13 protein-coding genes and 1 pseudogene are annotated in these 16,431 nt (G+C 62.7%); 8 read left to right on the top strand and 6 right to left on the bottom strand.

The window, feature by feature from the left end; all coding sequences use genetic code 11:
• Positions 1–42: 42 nt before the first annotated feature.
• Both EGJ22_RS26975 and EGJ22_RS26970 read right to left on the bottom strand, forming a co-directional pair.
• Complete coding sequence (locus EGJ22_RS26975; protein ID WP_371105818.1) at positions 43–807, bottom strand: methyl-accepting chemotaxis protein; 765 nt, start codon at positions 805–807, stop codon at positions 43–45.
• 93 nt (positions 808–900) lie between these two features.
• A pseudogene (locus EGJ22_RS26970) lies at positions 901–1,917 on the bottom strand (cache domain-containing protein); the annotation flags it as partial.
• 169 nt (positions 1,918–2,086) lie between these two features.
• On the opposite strand from EGJ22_RS26970, the gene EGJ22_RS17820 reads away from it, so the two are divergent.
• Positions 2,087–3,562: a helicase HerA-like domain-containing protein gene (locus EGJ22_RS17820; protein WP_029887352.1), complete on the top strand. Its 1,476-nt coding sequence runs from the start codon at positions 2,087–2,089 to the stop codon at positions 3,560–3,562.
• Between the two features lie 112 nt (positions 3,563–3,674).
• Here EGJ22_RS17820 and EGJ22_RS17815 read toward each other — a convergent pair whose 3' ends face one another.
• Both EGJ22_RS17815 and EGJ22_RS17810 read right to left on the bottom strand, forming a co-directional pair.
• Positions 3,675–5,147, bottom strand: coding sequence for an inorganic phosphate transporter (locus tag EGJ22_RS17815; RefSeq protein ID WP_009685626.1), 1,473 nt, complete (start codon positions 5,145–5,147; stop codon positions 3,675–3,677).
• A 308-nt stretch (positions 5,148–5,455) separates the two neighbouring features.
• On the bottom strand, positions 5,456–5,656 hold the full coding sequence (locus EGJ22_RS17810; RefSeq protein ID WP_009685625.1) for a hypothetical protein: 201 nt from the start codon (positions 5,654–5,656) through the stop codon (positions 5,456–5,458).
• Positions 5,657–6,130: 474 nt separating this feature from the next.
• Between EGJ22_RS17810 and pcaR the strand changes: the two genes are divergently transcribed.
• The 7 genes from pcaR (at position 6,131) to pcaC (ending at position 14,219) form a co-directional block, all read left to right on the top strand.
• Complete coding sequence (gene pcaR / locus EGJ22_RS17805; protein WP_009685624.1) at positions 6,131–7,006, top strand: pca regulon transcriptional regulator PcaR; 876 nt, start codon at positions 6,131–6,133, stop codon at positions 7,004–7,006.
• 340 nt (positions 7,007–7,346) lie between these two features.
• Positions 7,347–8,693 (top strand): MFS transporter, encoded by a 1,347-nt coding sequence (locus EGJ22_RS17800; RefSeq protein ID WP_009685623.1) that lies wholly within the window; start codon positions 7,347–7,349, stop codon positions 8,691–8,693.
• A gap of 261 nt (positions 8,694–8,954) precedes the next feature.
• On the top strand, positions 8,955–10,160 hold the full coding sequence (pcaF, locus tag EGJ22_RS17795; RefSeq protein WP_172828423.1) for a 3-oxoadipyl-CoA thiolase: 1,206 nt from the start codon (positions 8,955–8,957) through the stop codon (positions 10,158–10,160).
• A gap of 201 nt (positions 10,161–10,361) precedes the next feature.
• Positions 10,362–11,651, top strand: coding sequence for an MFS family transporter (locus tag EGJ22_RS17790; protein ID WP_009685621.1), 1,290 nt, complete (start codon positions 10,362–10,364; stop codon positions 11,649–11,651).
• Positions 11,652–11,660: 9 nt separating this feature from the next.
• Positions 11,661–13,013, top strand: a complete 1,353-nt coding sequence (locus EGJ22_RS17785) for a 3-carboxy-cis,cis-muconate cycloisomerase (protein WP_064314687.1) — start codon at positions 11,661–11,663, stop codon at positions 13,011–13,013.
• A gap of 11 nt (positions 13,014–13,024) precedes the next feature.
• On the top strand, positions 13,025–13,816 hold the full coding sequence (gene pcaD, locus EGJ22_RS17780) for a 3-oxoadipate enol-lactonase (RefSeq protein ID WP_064314688.1): 792 nt from the start codon (positions 13,025–13,027) through the stop codon (positions 13,814–13,816).
• Between the two features lie 10 nt (positions 13,817–13,826).
• Positions 13,827–14,219: a 4-carboxymuconolactone decarboxylase gene (gene pcaC / locus EGJ22_RS17775; protein WP_047583944.1), complete on the top strand. Its 393-nt coding sequence runs from the start codon at positions 13,827–13,829 to the stop codon at positions 14,217–14,219.
• A gap of 170 nt (positions 14,220–14,389) precedes the next feature.
• On the opposite strand, the gene EGJ22_RS17765 is transcribed toward pcaC, so the two are convergent.
• The gene (locus EGJ22_RS17765) at positions 14,390–14,902 is read right to left on the bottom strand and encodes a DUF962 domain-containing protein (protein ID WP_029887531.1); all 513 of its coding nucleotides are present in this window, start codon (positions 14,900–14,902) and stop codon (positions 14,390–14,392) included.
• 199 nt (positions 14,903–15,101) lie between these two features.
• Complete coding sequence (locus EGJ22_RS17760) at positions 15,102–16,358, bottom strand: OprD family porin (RefSeq protein ID WP_009685614.1); 1,257 nt, start codon at positions 16,356–16,358, stop codon at positions 15,102–15,104.
• Positions 16,359–16,431 lie beyond the last annotated feature (73 nt).

Below are 16,431 nucleotides of genomic sequence, written 5' to 3'. Positions count from 1 at the left end.
CCCAGGGGAGGGGGTGTACCTGCTCCCCTGGGGCGCGTGGGACTAGATCCGGAAACTGCCCACCAGGTGCTTCAGGCGCCCGGCCTGCTGCTCCAGGTCGGAGCACGCACGCAGGGTGGCCTGCAGGTTCTCCACACCTTCCTGGTTGAGCATGTTGATCTCGTTGATATCCATGTTGATGGCTTCGACCACGGCAGTCTGCTCCTCGGTGGCGGTGGCCACCGACTGGTTCATGCCATCGATTTCGCCAATGCGCACGGTCACGCTGTCCAGCCGTTCGCCGGCCTGGTTGGCGATCTGCATGCTGTCGGTGCTGTGGCGCTGGCTCTGATCCATGGTTTCCACCGATGCGCGGGCACCCACCTGCAGTTCTTCGATCATGGCCTGCACCTGTTGCGCCGATTCCTGGGTGCGGTGGGCCAGGTTGCGTACCTCATCGGCCACCACGGCGAAACCACGCCCGGCTTCACCGGCGCGGGCCGCTTCGATGGCGGCGTTCAAGGCCAGCAGGTTGGTCTGCTGGGAGATACTGGTAATCACTTCCAGAATCTGGCCGATGTTCACGGTTTTGCTGTTGAGGGTCTCGATGTGTTCGCTGGAGGTGACGATCAGGTCCGAGAGCCGGTTCATCGCCGCAATGTTGCGCTCGACCACCTGTTGGCCTTCTTCGGCCAGCAGCCTTGCGGAGCTGGCGTGCTGCGAGGCCTGGGCAGCGTTGCCGGCGATTTCCTGGGCCGCGGCACCCAGTTCGTTAATGGCTGCGGCCACGCTGTTGGTGCGGTTGGCCTGCTCATCGGAGTTGGTCATTGATGAGTTCGAGGCGCTGATCACCCGCAGCGCCACTTCGTTGACTTGCTCGGTGGCCGAGGACACTTCGCGGATGCTGCTGTGAATACGCTCGACGAAGCGGTTGAAGGCGTTGCCGAGAATGCCGAATTCATCATGGTTATGGATGCGCAGGCGCTTGGTCAGGTCGCCCTCACCTTCGGCGATGTCTTCCATGGCGCGGGTCATGGTGTGCAACGGCTGCATCAGTACGCGAATCAGCAAGCCGAGCAAGGCGATGATGATGACCACGGCGACGACCGTGGCAACCACTGCCGAGGTGCGGAAGGTGCTCAGCATCGAGAAGGCCTTGGCCTTGTCCACCGACAGGCCGATGTACCAATTGGCCGAGGGCAGGCCGGTGATCGGGGTGAAGGTCAGCAAGCGTGCCTGGCCGTCGCTTTGCACTTCGGTCAGTTCGTTGCTCAGCTTGGGTGTGTGTTGCGGGAACAGGTCTGACAGCGACTTCATCACCAGGGCCTGGTCCGGGTGTACCAGGATCTTGCCCTGGTCATTGACCAGGAAGGCATAGCCCATACCACCAAAGTCCAGCGAGTTGATGATTTGCACCAGACCGTCCAGCGCCAGGTCGCCACCGACCACACCCACGCTGCTGGAGACCTTGCTGAGGATGCCGATGACCATCTTGTTGGTGGTCATGTCGATGTACGGTTCGGTCAACATGGCCCCGCTGGCATTCATGCCATCCTTGTACCAGGGCCGGATGCGAGGGTCGTAGCCGTCGGGCATCTTCGCGTCCGGGCGAACACTGAAGCCGCCGTCGATCTTGCCCAGGTAAACGGTCAGGAAGCTGGAGAGCAGTGCGCGCTGGCCCATGAATGTTTCAGCGTTGGCCGGGTTCTGGGCAATGTTCTGCGCCAGGTTTTCCACCAGTTTGATACGCCCGTCGAACAGGTTGCGGATGTTGGTGGACGTGGAAGTACCCATTTCAGCCAGGTAGTTTTCCAGGTCCTCGCGGATGGCATTACGCTGCAGGTAATCGTTGTAAAGGGTGAAAAGGCTGAAGGCGAGTATGACGATCAGTGAGGCGGCCAACAGTATCTTGTGGCTGAAACGCAGGCTTTTATTCATGGCGTAATCGGTTCCGCTAAGGTTTCAATCAGGGCGTTCGCACGAGTGAGGCCGCAAGGATGTGCAATATCCGGAAAAATCCCTTTTCGGTTGTTCCTCTCTTCTAAGACGAATATCACCCGAAGGTATCGGCCGGTTTCAGTTAAAGCTTGAGCAGGGGATTAAAGAGATGTTGGAAACTTCGACCATAGTTGTGGGATCGGGCCCGGATGGCCAGCCGCTCGGGCAAGCCATGCGCCTGGCCAACCGCCACGGCCTGGTGGCAGGCGCCACCGGTACAGGCAAGACCGTCACCTTGCAACGCCTGGCGGAAGTGTTCAGTGACGCCGGGGTCGCGGTGTTTGCCGCCGACGTGAAAGGTGACTTGTGTGGCCTGGGCGCCGCCGGTGCACCGCAGGGCAAGGTGGCCGAGCGCATCGCCGGCATGCCGTGGCTTGGGCATACGCCACGGGCCTACCCGGTGACGTTGTGGGATATCGCGGGGCAGTCCGGCCACCCGCTGCGCACGACCCTCAGTGAAATGGGGCCGCTGCTGCTGGGCAACTTGCTGGAACTGACCGACAGCCAGCAGGCGGCGTTGTATGCAGCGTTCAAGGTGGCCGACCGTGAAGGCCTTTTGCTGCTCGACCTGAAAGACCTCAAGGCGCTGCTTGCCCACCTGAAAGACAACCCGCAATTGCTGGGTGAAGACAGCGCGCTGATGACCACTGCCTCGACCCAGGCCTTGTTGCGCCGGCTGGCAACCCTCGAGCAACAGGGGGCCGAGGCGCTGTTCGGCGAGCCGGCGTTGCAACTGGAAGACTTGCTGCGCCCGGACCCCGATGGCCGCGGCCGGATCCACCTGCTTGATGCCAGCCGCTTGGTGCATGGAGCCCCCAAGGTCTACGCCACCTTCCTGTTGTGGCTGCTGGCTGAATTGTTCGAGCAGTTGCCCGAGCGCGGCGATGCCGAAAAACCGCTGCTGGCGTTGTTCTTCGACGAGGCGCACCTGTTGTTCAACGGCACGCCCAAGGCGCTGCAGGAGCGCCTGGAGCAGGTGGTACGGCTGATCCGGTCCAAAGGTGTGGGTGTGTTCTTCGTCACCCAGTCGCCGGGTGACTTGCCGGATGCGGTGCTGGCCCAGTTGGGCTTGCGCATTCAGCATGGCTTGCGGGCATTCACGGCGAAGGAGCAGAAGGCATTGCGGGCGGTAGCCGATGGCTTCCGCCCCAACCCGGCGTTCGACACCTTGAGCGTGCTCACCGAACTGGGCATTGGCGAAGCGCTACTGGGGGCGCTTGAAGAGAAGGGCACCCCGGCCATGGTCCAGCGCGTGTTGGTGGCACCGCCGCAATCGCGGATCGGGCCGTTGAGTGCTGCGGAGCGCGGTGCGCTGATTGCTGCTTCGCCGCTGGCCGGGCGCTATGACAAGCCGGTGGACCGTGAGTCGGCCTATGAAATGCTGACCCAGCGCAAAGGTGAGGCGGTGGAGCCGGCGCCGCAACCGAAGGCCGATGAAGAGAGCTTTGCCGACAAGGCCGGTGATTTCTTGCAGAGTGCGGCGGGGCAGGCGATCAAATCGGCGGTGCGCCAGGCAGCCAACCAGTTGGGGCGGCAACTGGTGCGGGGGTTGATGGGGTCGTTGTTGGGGGGCAAGAAAAAATAGTTGGCTGCCACCTGGACCGTATCGAGCCTGGGCCTTGCGCAGTGCCTGTGGGCCCAGCTGCCGATATGAAAAAGGCGCCCCGGGGGACGCCTTTTCCTAATTGCGGTGTCACTCAGCCAATGGCCTTGGACGCCAGCCAGAACAAGCCGGCCGCCAGGCCCATCGAGGCTGGCAGGGTCAGAACCCAAGCCATCAGGATGGTTTTGACGGTGCCACCTTGCAGGCCGCTTTTGTTGGCGACCATGGTGCCGGCCACGCCGGACGACAGCACATGCGTGGTCGACACCGGCAAGGCGAACACGTTGGCCATGCCGATGGCACAGGCCGCGGTGATCTGTGCCGACATGCCCTGGGCATAGGTCATGCCCTGCTTGCCGATCTTCTCGCCAACGGTCAGCACCACACGCTTCCAGCCCACCATGGTGCCCAGGCCCAAGGCCAGGGCAACGGCCACGATTACCCAGAACGGGGCGTATTCAGTGGTGGCGGTAAGGTCCTTGCGCAGTTTTTCCAGGTCGGCCTTTTCGCGGGCTTCCAGGCCAGGCAGCTTGCCAACCTTCTTCGCGGTGTCGTCCAGGCACAGCAGGTAGCGGCGTACTTCAACGCGCTTCTCGGCAGCCAGGCTGTGATAGTCGGTCACGCCTTGCAACGAGGTTTGCAGTGCGGCGATGGTCGGCTCGGTCTGCTGCGGGTTGCAACTGAACTGTTCCGGCAGGTCGCTGGCCTTGGCCTTGCCCAGGGCCAGGAACTCGCCCAGGGTGGCGGCGTTGCGCTCGTAGAACTGGCTCATGTGCAGCGTGGCGTCGCGGGTACGCTCGATCTGATAGGTGGTGCTGTTCAGGTCGAGCACGAACTTGGCCGGAACGATACCGATCAGCACCAGCATGATCAGGCCAATGCCTTTCTGGCCGTCGTTGGAACCGTGCACGAAGCTCACACCCATGGCAGAAACCACCAGGACCAGGCGGTTCCAGAAGGGCGGGTGCTTCTTGTCGTCGAGTTTACGGCGCTGTTCGGGGGTCTTGTGCATCTTCGACAGCGGGCGCCACCACTTCAGGCCGAGCAGCACCAGGGCGGCTACGGCGAAGCCGGCCATTGGCGAGACCACCAGCGACATGGCAATGTCGATGGCTTTCTGCCAGTTAACGCCGTCTCCCAGCGGGATGTCGTTGATCAGGGCATTGGCCAGACCTACACCCAGAATAGAGCCGATCAGCGTGTGCGAGCTGGAAGCGGGAATACCGAAATACCAGGTGCCGAGGTTCCAGGTGATGGCCGCGGCCAGCAGGGAGAAGACCATGGCCAGGCCGTGCCCGGTGTTCACATTGATCAGCAACTCTACCGGCAGCAGGTGCACGATGGCGTAGGCCACCCCGACACCGCCCAGCAGTACGCCGAAGAAGTTGAACACGCCGGAGAAGAACACGGCGAGGTGGGGAGGCATGGCTTTGGTATAGATGACGGTAGCTACCGCGTTTGCGGTGTCATGAAAGCCATTGATGAACTCGAAGGCGAGTACGAAGGTCAAGGCGAGCAGCAGGCTCACCAATACCCAGGCATCCAGTCCGCTGAATAAATCGATCATGAAGGTTGTCTGGCGGTCATAGGGGGGCGGGATTATGCCAGAAAACATTGGCAATCGATGCACCTCCAGCAGGCCGTTGGCACGGCCAAAAGCGCCAAAGCTGCCCTGCGAGCGGCCCTTGATTACAGGGCAAGTTCAGCTTAAATCGGCGAATTGCTGCGAAAAGCAGGTCAAAAACGTAAAGGTCCAGCTTCGGCGCTAATTAAAACGATCGTTTGAAATTTGTGAAAATCCATTTCACTTCGCTTGGGTAATAAGACCAACACGCCCGGGCGAGCCGGGCGAACACAGCGCTGCATTGACCCGGGTCAGGGGTTCTCGCTGCGTAGTTCCTTTTCCATCCGTTCCAGTTCCTGGCTGAAAGCCTGGTCGCGCAAGCTGGCGCGTTTGCGCCAGGGTTTGCGCTCCGGTTCCGTTTGTGCGGCATAGGTGGTGACTTCGCCGCCGTAGACATCCTTGTAACGTTCAGCCTGGCGCTCGAGTTCTGCGCGCAGTTCATCTTTCGTCACATGCAGTACCTGAATTAAGTGTAATCACGGGGGTAACGCGTTATGCGCTTGTGCGCCCTGTTCCGGCCGCAACGGCTTGGTTCCACGGAAGGTTCCGTGGGCACAATTGCGTCACGACTGTGGTGCCGATTATAGCAACCGATAATTTGCCGAACATCGTTATTTAACCTGCACCGCCATCATCCGACGCACGTTATGGCATGTGCCGGTAAACAAGTTGGGGCTTTCTTACAAGTTTGAAAGGCATGCCGGATAAAAGTTCGGGCAACAAGCTGACGAGGGGGGAATTAAAAACGGCCCCGCCGAAAGGCGAGGCCGTTGCCTGGGGACTTCTATGGTGGGTACCTGACCAGTCTCTCCAAAGAAGCCACATGTGGCAGGAGAAAGGTATAAGCAAAAGTGTCAGCGGTCAATTGCGATTATCGGCCGTTTGTTCGATAATCGCACGAACCGGCGTTTTTTTTGAGGTGTGCGATGAGTGACGAAACGGTGGACAACGCTTCTGCCAGCCCAGAGGCGGCACGGCCTGTGTTGGCGGCCATGGCGCCGCCGATCGTGGCCTCGCCGGCCAAGCGCATCCAGGCTTTCACCGGCGACCCGGACTTCATGACATCCCTGGCCCGTGGCCTGGCGGTGATCCAGGCTTTCCAGGAGCGCAAGCGCCACCTCACCATCGCCCAGATCAGCCACCGTACCGAAATACCCCGGGCCGCCGTGCGCCGTTGCCTGCACACGCTGATCAAGCTGGGCTATGCCACCACGGATGGGCGCACCTACTCGCTGCTACCCAAAGTGCTGACCCTGGGGCATGCCTACCTGTCATCCACGCCATTGGCGATTTCGGCCCAGCCGTACCTGGACCGCATCAGCGACCAGCTGCACGAGGCGGCCAACATGGCCACCCTCGAAGGTGACGACATCCTTTATATAGCCCGTTCGGCCACGGTCGAGCGCCTGATTTCGGTCGATTTGTCGGTGGGCGGGCGCCTGCCCGCCTACTGCACGTCGATGGGGCGCATTCTGCTGGCGGCGCTGGATGACACCAGTCTGCGCGAATACCTGGAGCGGGCCGACCTCAAGGCGCGCACCAGCCGTACCTTGCATGATGCCGAATCGTTGTTCGCCTGTATTCAGCAGGTCCGCGCCCAAGGCTGGTGTGTGGTGGACCAGGAACTGGAGCAGGGGCTGCGCTCGATTGCCGTGCCGGTGTACGACGCTTCCGGGCAGGTGCTGGCAGCCTTGAACGTAAGTACCCACGTCGGGCGGGTCACGCGCAGCGAACTGGAGCAGCGCTTCTTGCCGATACTGCTGGCTGCCAGCCGGGACCTGTGCCACCAGCTGTTTGGTTGAGCGCTCAAAGGAGGGGGCGCAGCAACCTGCGGGGCGGGCGCCAGCGGTTTTTTGAACAGGCAAAACGGTTTCCTGTGCGATAAACGCACAGTGTCGTTCGCGGCGAATTGCTTCACCTGCGCCCGCTGATTAATGTCTCTCGCAACGGTCGGCTGTGCCGACCGAACAAGAAAAACATGAGGCACATACCATGCATACTGTCCCTAGGCTGCTGCGCTCGCACCCGCATGCAGTTTCGTTGTATCCAGGCTAACCCAGGCCATTTTCCCTAGCGTTGCCCACCTGTACCGGCTAGCCGAGTGCAAAGGCCTGGCTGTGCCCCTTATTCTGGATAACAACAATGAACCAAGCGCAAACCAACGTCGGCGCGAGCCTTGACGTCCAGTCGTTCATCAATCAGCAACCGTTGTCCCGCTATCAGTGGCGGGTCGTGCTGCTGTGCTTTCTGATCGTCTTCCTCGATGGCCTGGACACGGCCGCCATGGGCTTCATCGCCCCGGCCCTGTCGCAGGAATGGGGCATTGACCGTGCCAGCCTGGGCCCGGTGATGAGTGCCGCGTTGATCGGCATGGTCTTCGGCGCCCTGGGCTCGGGGCCGCTGGCCGACCGCTTTGGCCGCAAGGGCGTGCTGGTGGGTGCTGTACTGGTATTTGGTGGCTTCAGCCTGGCCTCGGCCTATGCCACCAACGTCGACCAGCTGCTGGTGCTGCGCTTCCTGACCGGCCTTGGCCTGGGGGCGGGTATGCCCAACGCCACCACGCTGCTGTCGGAGTACACCCCAGAGCGGCTCAAGTCGCTGCTGGTCACCAGCATGTTCTGCGGCTTCAACCTGGGTATGGCCGGCGGTGGCTTCATTTCCGCGAAAATGATCCCGGCCTATGGCTGGCACAGCCTGCTGGTAGTCGGTGGCGTGCTGCCGTTGCTGCTGGCCGTGGTGCTGATGGTCTGGCTGCCGGAGTCGGCGCGCTTCCTGGTGGTGCGTAACCGTGGCACTGACAGGGTGCGCAAGACCTTGTCGCCGATCGCCCCGCAGGTGGTGGCCGAGGCGGCCAGCTTCAGCGTGCCGGAACAGAAGGCCGTGGCCGCCCGCAACGTGTTCTCGGTGATTTTCTCTGGCACCTACGGCCTGGGTACCGTACTGCTGTGGCTGACTTATTTCATGGGCCTGGTGATCGTCTATCTGCTGACCAGCTGGCTACCGACCCTGATGCGTGACAGTGGCGCGAGCATGGAGCAGGCAGCCTTCATCGGTGCTTTGTTCCAGTTTGGTGGCGTGCTGAGTGCGGTCGGTGTGGGTTGGGCCATGGACCGCTTCAACCCGCACAAGGTGATCGGCGTTTTCTACCTGCTGGCCGGGGTCTTCGCCTACGCCGTAGGGCAGAGCCTGGGCAATATCACCTTGCTGGCGACGCTGGTGCTGGTGGCTGGTATGTGCGTGAACGGCGCCCAGTCGGCCATGCCGTCGCTGGCGGCGCGCTTCTACCCGACCCAAGGCCGGGCGACCGGGGTATCGTGGATGCTGGGCATCGGCCGCTTCGGCGCGATTCTTGGGGCCTGGAGCGGCGCGACCCTGTTGGGCCTGGGCTGGAGCTTCGAGCAGGTGCTCACGGCGCTGCTAGTGCCGGCGGCGCTGGCTACCGTTGGGGTGGTGGTGAAAGGGCTGGTGAGCCACGCCGACGCCACCTGATAGCGAGGCCGCCCTTGCCGGCCAGGCGCTATACGAAGGTGGGTAGCAAGGCAACAAATAGTTCGATAATCGCACTAATAGTCGATTATCGGATTGTAAGCTACCCACCGGCCTCCTTAATCTGAGCTTACTGAAGCACCCTGACCAGGAGCCTCCAATGCCACGTGCAGACCACCACCGAACCCACCGAAATCAAGCTGCCACCCCGCGTGACCTTGATGCCCGTACCGCCGCGGCCCATGGCCAGCCGGCAGGAGAAGCCTGATGCGAGACGTATTCATCTGTGACGCCATCCGTACCCCGATTGGCCGCTTTGGCGGCGCCCTGGCCGGTGTGCGTGCCGACGACCTGGCCGCCGTGCCACTGAAGGCGCTGATCGAGCGCAACCCCGGTGTGCAATGGGACCAGGTTGACGAGGTGTTTTTCGGGTGCGCTAACCAGGCAGGTGAAGACAACCGCAACGTGGCGCGCATGGCGCTGCTGCTGGCCGGCCTGCCCGAATGCATTCCGGGCGTTACCCTTAACCGCCTGTGTGCTTCGGGCATGGATGCCATTGGCACTGCTTTCCGCGCCATTGCCAGCGGGGAAATGGAGCTGGCCATCGCCGGGGGTGTGGAATCGATGTCGCGCGCCCCGTTCGTCATGGGCAAGGCCGAAAGCGGCTATTCGCGCAACATGAAGCTGGAAGACACGACCATCGGCTGGCGTTTCATCAACCCGCTGATGAAGAGCCAGTACGGCGTGGACTCCATGCCGGAAACCGCCGACAACGTGGCCGACGATTATCAGGTATCGCGCGCCGACCAGGATGCTTTCGCCTTGCGCAGCCAGCAAAAGGCCGCTGCAGCGCAGGCAGCCGGCTTTTTTGCCGAGGAAATCGTGCCGGTGCGCATCGCCCACAAGAAGGGTGAAGTGATCGTCGAGCGTGATGAACACCTGCGCCCGGAGACCACCCTGGAAGCGTTGACCAAGCTCAAGCCGGTCAACGGCCCGGACAAGACCGTCACCGCCGGCAACGCTTCGGGCGTCAACGATGGTGCGGCAGCACTGATCCTGGCCTCGGCTGAAGCGGTGAAGAAGCATGGCCTTACCCCGCGTGCCCGCGTTCTGGGCATGGCCAGCGGTGGCGTTGCGCCACGGGTGATGGGCATTGGCCCGGTCCCGGCAGTGCGCAAGCTGACCGAGCGCCTGGGTGTGGCGGTGAATGATTTCGATGTGATCGAGCTCAATGAAGCGTTCGCCAGCCAAGGCCTGGCAGTGCTGCGTGAACTGGGCGTGGCCGATGATGCGCCGCAGGTGAACCCTAATGGCGGCGCGATCGCGTTGGGCCACCCGCTGGGCATGAGCGGTGCTCGCCTGGTGCTGACGGCGCTGCATCAACTGGAGAAAAGCGGTGGCCGTAAAGGCCTGGCGACCATGTGCGTGGGCGTCGGCCAAGGCTTGGCGCTGGCCATCGAACGGGTTTGACCTGTCCTGGCCCCTTCGTGGGGCAAGCCGGGTGTCACAGCATGGCCGTTGCCCACTGCACAACGCCAAACTGTGGCAGCAGGCTTGCCCAGCGAAGGGGCCGGCACCTTCGACCCAAGGCCAATTGCCAGCTTCAAGGCGGAACGAGGTGTTACCAGGTATGTCTAGACTAACCTGTGACCCTTCAGGAGTAACCTCACCATGACTTCAACCTATTACACCGGTGAAGAGCGCAGCAAGCGCATCTTCGCTATCGTTGGTGCCTCTTCGGGCAACCTGGTGGAATGGTTCGACTTTTACGTCTATGCCTTCTGTGCGATCTACTTCGCCCCGGCGTTCTTCCCCTCCGACGACCCCACGGTGCAGTTGCTGAATACCGCGGGGGTATTCGCCGCAGGCTTCTTGATGCGCCCGATTGGTGGCTGGATCTTCGGCCGCCTCGCTGACCGCCATGGCCGCAAGAACTCGCTGATGATCTCGGTGCTGATGATGTGCTTCGGCTCGCTGATGATCGCCTGCCTGCCCACCTATGCCAGCATTGGCACCTGGGCCCCGGCGCTGCTGTTGCTGGCGCGCCTGATCCAGGGCCTGTCGGTGGGCGGCGAGTACGGCACCACCGCCACGTACATGAGTGAGGTGGCCCTGCGCGGCCAGCGCGGCTTCTTTGCCTCGTTCCAGTACGTGACGCTGATCGGCGGCCAGCTTTTGGCCGTGCTGGTGGTAGTGATCCTGCAGCAGCTGCTGACCGAGGATGAGCTGCGTGCCTGGGGCTGGCGCATTCCGTTCGTGGTCGGGGCCATTGCTGCACTGATCTCGTTGATGCTGCGCCGCTCGCTGCACGAAACCAGCAGCGCCGAAACCCGTCAGGACAAGGATGCCGGCACCATCAAAGGCTTGTTCAGCAACCACGCTGCAGCCTTCATCACCGTGCTGGGCTACACCGCAGGTGGGTCGCTGATTTTCTACACCTTCACCACCTACATGCAGAAGTACCTGGTGAATACCGCTGGCATGACGGCGAAGAACGCCAGTTATGTGATGACTGCTGCGCTGTTCCTGTTCATGGTGCTGCAGCCGTTCTTCGGCATGCTGTCCGACCGTATTGGGCGACGCAATTCCATGCTGCTGTTCGGCGCGTTGGGAACGCTGTTCACCGTGCCGCTGCTGATGGCGTTGAAAACCGTGACCAGCCCGTTCATGGCCTTCGTACTGATCAGCCTGGCACTGTGCATCGTCAGTTTCTATACCTCGATCAGCGGCCTGGTGAAGGCCGAAATGTTCCCGCCGCAAGTTCGTGCGCTGGGTGTAGGCCTGGCCTATGCGGTGGCCAACGCAGCATTCGGCGGTTCGGCCGAATACGTGGCCCTGGGGCTGAAGACCATGGGTATGGAGAATACGTTCTACTGGTACGTGACAGCGATGATGGCGATAGCCTTCCTGTTCAGCCTGCGCCTGCCGAAGCAGGCCGAGTACCTGCACCATGATCATTAAGGAAGCTGCATGAGCAACCAACTGTTCGACGCCTACTTCACCGCGCCGGCCATGCGCGAGGTTTTTTCCGACCGTGGCCGCCTGCAGCGCATGCTGGATTTCGAGGCCGCGCTCGCCCGCGCCGAGGCTTCGGTCGGCTTGGTTCCGCACAGCGCCGTGGCCGCCATCGAGGCGGCCTGCCAGGCCGAGCGCTATGACGTAGGCGCCCTGGCCAATGCCATCGCCAGCGCGGGCAACTCGGCAATCCCGCTGGTGAAGGCGTTGGGCAAAGTGATCGCCACCGGCGTGCCCGAAGCCGAGCGTTATGTGCACCTGGGCGCTACTAGCCAGGATGCGATGGACACCGGCTTGGTATTGCAGTTGCGCGCTGCCCTCGACTTGCTGGAAAGCGACCTTGGCCAGCTTGCCGAAACCTTGGCGCAGCAGGCCTTGAAGCACGCCGACACCCCCATGGTGGGGCGCACGTGGCTGCAACATGCCACGCCGGTGACCTTGGGCATGAAGCTGGCCGGGGTGCTTGGCGCCGTGACCCGCCATCGCCAGCGCTTGCAGGCGTTGCGCCCGCGCTTGCTGGTGCTGCAGTTCGGCGGCGCCTCGGGCAGCCTGGCGGCCTTGGGCAGCAAGGCGCTGCCGGTGGCCGAGGCGCTGGCCGAGCAACTGCGGCTGGCCCTGCCGGAACAGCCTTGGCACACCCAGCGCGACCGCTTGGTGGAGTTTGCCTCGGTGCTGGGCATGATCGCCGGCAGCCTGGGCAAGTTCGGCCGCGATGTCAGCTTGCTGATGCAAACCGAGGCTGGCGAGGTGTTCGAGCCTTCCGCGCCGGGCAAGGGCGGCTCTTCGACCATGCCCCACAAGCGTAACCCGGTGGGGGCCGCCGTTCTGATCGGGGCCGCCACCCGGGTGCCGGGGCTGGTTTCGACGATGTTCAGCGCCATGCCCCAGGAACACGAGCGCAGCCTGGGGTTGTGGCATGCCGAATGGGAAACCCTGCCAGAAATCTGCTGCCTGGTCTCCGGTGCGCTGCGCCAGGCCCAGGTGATTGCCGAGGGGATGGAGGTGGATGCCGAGCGCATGCGCCGCAACCTCGACCTGACCCAGGGCCTGGTGCTGGCCGAGGCGGTGAGCATTGTGCTGGCACAGCGCCTGGGCCGCGACCGCGCCCACCACCTGCTGGAGCAATGCTGCCAGCGCGCCGTGGCCGAGCAGCGTCACCTGCGTGCCGTGCTGGGTGACGAGCCGCAGGTCAGCGCCGAACTGTCCGCCGAGGAACTCGATCGTTTGCTCGACCCCGCCCATTACCTGGGCCAGGCCCGCGTCTGGGTGGCGCGCGCCGTGTCCGAACATCAACGTTTTACTGCCTGAAGGAGACCGCTGTGGCGCATTTGCAACTGGCCGATGGCGTTTTGAATTACCAACTCGATGGCCCGGCAGACGCCCCGGTGCTGGTCCTGTCCAACTCGCTGGGTACCGACCTGGGCATGTGGGACGCCCAGATGCCGCTGTGGGCCCAGCAATTCCGGGTGCTGCGCTACGACACCCGTGGCCACGGTGCATCGCTGGTCACCGAAGGCCCTTATTCCATCGAGCAACTGGGCCGCGATGTGCTGGCGTTGCTCGATGGCCTGGACATTGCCAAGGCGCACTTTGTCGGCTTGTCGATGGGTGGCCTGATTGGCCAGTGGCTGGGCATCAATGCCGGTGAGCGCTTGCGTAGCCTGACCTTGTGCAACACCGCCGCCAAAATCGCCAATGACGAGGTGTGGAACACCCGTATCGACACCGTGCTCAAGGGCGGCCAGCAGGCCATGGTCGACCTGCGCGATGCGTCCATTGCCCGCTGGTTCACCCCAGGCTTTGCCCAGGCACAAGCCGCAGAGGCCCAGCGTATCTGCCAGATGCTGGCGCAGACCAGCCCCCAGGGTTATGCCGGCAACTGCGCGGCGGTGCGTGATGCCGACTTCCGTGAGCAACTCGGTCGCATTCAGGTGCCGACGTTGATCGTGGCAGGGACTGAAGATGTGGTAACCACCCCGGCGCACGGCCAGTTCATGCAAACCGGTATTGCCGGTGCCGAATATGTCGAGTTCCCGGCAGCGCACCTGTCCAACGTCGAGATTGGCGAGGCGTTCAGCCACCGCGTGCTCGCCTTCCTGTTGGCTCACTGAGGACCCTGCCATGGACGAGAAACAACGCTACGACGCCGGCATGCAAGTACGCCGCGCGGTACTGGGCGATGCCCATGTGGACCGCAGCCTGGAAAAGCTCAACGACTTCAATGGCGAGTTCCAGGAAATGATTACCCGGCACGCGTGGGGTGACATCTGGACCCGCCCCGGCCTGCCACGTCACACCCGCAGCCTGATCACCATTGCCATGCTGATCGGCATGAACCGTAACGACGAACTGAAGCTGCACCTGCGCGCGGCGGCCAACAACGGCGTGACCCGCGACGAGATCAAGGAAGTGCTGATGCAGAGCGCGATCTACTGCGGCATTCCAGCGGCCAATGCCACCTTCCACCTGGCGGAGTCGGTATGGGACGAGCTAGGGGTAGAGTCGCGTAGCTGACCCTCACGCGGCACCTGTGCAGGCGCAACTGTCTTTCTCAAAATTTGAAAAGCCTGCGCGGTTCATTGTGGGAGCGGGCTTGCCCGCGAAGCAGGCGACGCGGTGTCTGGCACCGGCTGCGCCGGTGTTCGCGGGCACGCCCGCTCCCACAGGCCGCTCAGGTGCCACGGTTACATCGAGCGTATGGCCACCGGGCCTGCATTGCTTTCCACAGCCTGCTTCAGGGCCGGGCACAAGCCCAACATGAAGGCCGCTTCTGCCACCACGAACAAAGGCCCGATGATCAGGCCACTGATGTCGTCCACAAACGCTGGTTTTCGGCCTTCGTAATAGTGGCCGACGAACTGGATGATCCAGCCCAGCACGAACGCGCCCACCCCGGCACCGAGCCAAAGCCCGGTAGGCTGCACCGCCAGCACCTGGCCAACCCACAGGCACAAGCCCAGCAACGCCCCCATCACCAGCCCGAAGCGCAGGTCCAGGCGCAAGTAGAACCAGACCGAAGCCGCTGCCGCCAGCAGGGCAGGGGACAGCCATATGCCAGCAACCTCCCACCCGGGGCGGGACAGCAGGATGGTGACTGCCAGCACGATCATGGGGATGCCGATGAAGTGGGTGACGATGTTGCGCGGGTCGCGGTGGTAACTGGCGTACTGGCTCAGGTGGTCGACGAGCGTTTTCATTGTTGTGCCTCCCTGGTTTGCCTGGGCTGGTCAAGCTGCCTGTCAGGGCCCTGCGCGGCGGTTACACGCCGCGACAGGCCCGGTACAGGCAATGGGTATAGCTCAGGATAGCCCGCAGCCACCACTATCATCAGCGGGGCGAATGGCAGGGGCGCCCCGCGGGCTTATCCTGCGGGGCCATGGCGCACATTGGCAGGGCTTACAGCAGGTTCAGCGGGTAGCTCACGATCAGGCGGTTCTCGTCGAAGGCGTTGGTGCTGAAGTCACGGCGCATGGTGGAGTTGCGCCATTTCACCGACAGGTCCTTGAAACTGCCCGATTGGATCACGTACGCCAATTCGGTTTCCCGGGCCCATTCCTTGCCATCATCAACGTTGCCGACGGTCACGTTCTCACCCTTGATATAGCGGTTCATCAGCGTCAGGCCGGGAACGCCAACGGTGGCGAAGTTGAAGTCATGGCGCACCTGCCAGGAGCGTTCCTTGGCGTTGTCGAAGCTGGAGTTGTAGCTGTCGTTGGCCAGGGTCCCGCCGCTGGTGCCATTGACCCGCATCCAGGCGTTGTCGCCGCTGACCTTTTGCAGGCCCACGTAGAACGTATGGCCCTGGTAGCGCGCCGAAAGCAGCGCCGAGGCGGTACGGTTGTCCAGCTTGCCGGCACGCTCGGCGCCGTCTTCCTTGCCGATGAAGTAGCCCAGGTTGGCGCCCAGGGTCCAGTCGCCCAGCGGCTGGCTGTGGGTCAGGTTCAGGTACTGTTGGTGGTAGATGTCCTTGAGCTGGGCATCCCACAGGCCAATCATGGTGCGTTTGTCGTTGAAGGTGTATTCGCCGCCACCGAAGTTGAACCGGTCGGAGGTGAACGCGCCTTTGCCGTTCATCGACATGTCTTCCATGCTGGCGTCGTTGCGCGGGCTGTTGCCGCGGAACTGGCCGGCGTACAGGGTCAGGCCGGCGATTTCCCTGGAGGTCAGCTGGCCGCCGCGGAAGGTTTGCGGCAGCGAACGGCCGTCGTCCGAACGCAGGATCGGCAGCACCGGCATCCATTCCCCGACCTTCAGTTCGGTTTCGGAAAGCTTGGCCTTCAACGCCACACCCAGGCGGCCAAAATCATCGGCTGGGCGGCCGTCGTCGTGCACGGGTAGCAGGTGGGTGTTGGTGGTGCCTTTGCCACCGTCGAGCTTGACCGAATACAAGCCCAGCACGTCCACGCCGAAACCGATGGTGCCTTGGGTGAAGCCGGAACGGGCATCCAGAATGAAGCTCTGCGTCCATTCTTCGGCCTTGCCCTGTGGGTTGGCCGGGTCAACGAAGTTACGGTTGATGTAGAAGTTGCGCAGGTTGAGGGTGGCCTTGGCGTCTTCTAGGAAACCGCCTTGGTCGGCAGCGAAGACGGGGAGGGCGCAGGACATGGCCAACAGGCCGGGCAGCAGCTGGCGTGCGGTTTGCGAAGTGCTCATCTGTCGTGGATCTCTTGTTTTTATGGGGCGTTGCGTGGGGGGATGGTGCTGCGTGAGGCGGGGGTGAGGCAAT

It is taken from the genome of Pseudomonas sp. p99-361, from assembly GCF_003935475.1.
Taxonomy (GTDB): Bacteria; Pseudomonadota; Gammaproteobacteria; order Pseudomonadales; family Pseudomonadaceae; genus Aquipseudomonas; species Aquipseudomonas juntendi.
Note: the sequence above shows the minus strand (reverse complement) of the source record. Positions and strands in the feature narration are given on the sequence as shown.

Coding starts and splice junctions, on each gene's coding strand:
- EGJ22_RS26975 (WP_371105818.1), bottom strand. CDS start 807: ATGACCAACTCCGATGAGCAGGCCAACCGCACCAACAGCGTGGCCGCA.
- EGJ22_RS17815 (WP_009685626.1), bottom strand. CDS start 5,147: ATGATCGATTTATTCAGCGGACTGGATGCCTGGGTATTGGTGAGCCTG.
- EGJ22_RS17790 (WP_009685621.1), top strand. CDS start 10,362: ATGACTTCAACCTATTACACCGGTGAAGAGCGCAGCAAGCGCATCTTC.
- EGJ22_RS17820 (WP_029887352.1), top strand. CDS start 2,087: ATGTTGGAAACTTCGACCATAGTTGTGGGATCGGGCCCGGATGGCCAG.
- pcaC (WP_047583944.1), top strand. CDS start 13,827: ATGGACGAGAAACAACGCTACGACGCCGGCATGCAAGTACGCCGCGCG.
- EGJ22_RS17760 (WP_009685614.1), bottom strand. CDS start 16,358: ATGAGCACTTCGCAAACCGCACGCCAGCTGCTGCCCGGCCTGTTGGCC.
- EGJ22_RS17765 (WP_029887531.1), bottom strand. CDS start 14,902: ATGAAAACGCTCGTCGACCACCTGAGCCAGTACGCCAGTTACCACCGC.
- EGJ22_RS17785 (WP_064314687.1), top strand. CDS start 11,661: ATGAGCAACCAACTGTTCGACGCCTACTTCACCGCGCCGGCCATGCGC.
- EGJ22_RS17800 (WP_009685623.1), top strand. CDS start 7,347: ATGAACCAAGCGCAAACCAACGTCGGCGCGAGCCTTGACGTCCAGTCG.
- pcaR (WP_009685624.1), top strand. CDS start 6,131: ATGAGTGACGAAACGGTGGACAACGCTTCTGCCAGCCCAGAGGCGGCA.